Here is a 1,132-nt window from a genome sequence, read left to right as displayed (position 1 = left end):
GAGTTCAAGGATGTTGGTATAACCGTTCTGGGCTGTGATATACAGTGAGGTAACGCCAACCGTAGTCCGGGCGTTGAGATCTGCCCTGGCTTCGATCAGGGCTTTCACAATGTCGGTATGGCCGTTCTGGGCAGCGATGTACAGTGAGTTGACACCACGCGTAGTCCGGGCGTTGAGATCTGCCTTGGCTTTGATCAGGAGTCTCACGATGAGTGTATAGCCCTTCTGGGTTGCGATGAACAGCGGGGTGGCGTCATCCTTAGTCCGGGCGTTGAGATCTGCCTTGGCTTCGATCAGGATTTTCACGATGACAGTACGACCCCTCTGGGCTGCGATGAACAGCGCGGTGGCACCATCCTTAATTCGGGCGTTGAGATCCGCTTTGGCTTCAATCAGGAGTTTCACGATGTCGGTATGACCCTTCTTGGCAGCGATCAACAGCGGGGTGGCACCATCCATAGTCCGGGCGTTGAGATCCGCCTTGGCTTCGATCAGGATTTTTACGCAGTCAGTGTTATTTTCCTGGGCCGCCATGAACAGTGCAGTGGCTCCATTCTTGTTCCGGGCGTTGAGATTCGCCCCGGCGTTGATCAGGCGCTCGACAATGTCTTTGTGCCCCAGAATGGATGCCAGCATCAAGGCAGTGAAATCATCCAAAGCCGCATTGACATTGACTCCTTCTGCCAATGACTTCTCCAATTGATCCAAATCCCCCCTAAAACAGCCACGATAAAACGCTTGATCGGGAAAAAATGTATCAGAGTGAGACTCGCCGGTGTTCTCATTCAGCATAGGCATCGGGTCTTGCCGACACATTGAACACCGGCGAGAGCCGATGGGCTGGTCAACAAACCACCTCGAAATACAGTCCAGGTCGAAGCGGTGGCCACAACATCGGCTTTTGACGATCACAAGTGCTTCATCACGATCATGAAAATGATCCAGACAAATAGGACAGGGATCGGACTCCAGCGTTATGTCAGTATCCATGGGGGCAGAGGGGCGAGCAATGCCATCCATGAGTAGTGTATCTGTCTTATTCACACGACCTGCGCACTCCATACAGTGTCCGTTGTCCAAATGTGGGCATGAGCTTTGTTCAGGCGTTGCGCCTGTGTGGACTGTCAAATTT

The 1,132-nt window shown here is 52.8% G+C and carries 1 protein-coding gene; it reads right to left on the bottom strand.

The window, feature by feature from the left end; translation table 11 throughout:
• Positions 1-1,044 (bottom strand): ankyrin repeat domain-containing protein (locus tag KDK18_RS09640; RefSeq protein ID WP_257254692.1); only part of this gene is annotated, 1,044 nt, incomplete at its 3' end.
• Between the last annotated feature and the right edge of the window lie 88 nt (positions 1,045-1,132).

The sequence above is a fragment of the Endozoicomonas sp. SESOKO3 genome, from assembly GCF_024606255.1.
Note: the sequence above shows the minus strand (reverse complement) of the source record. Positions and strands in the feature narration are given on the sequence as shown.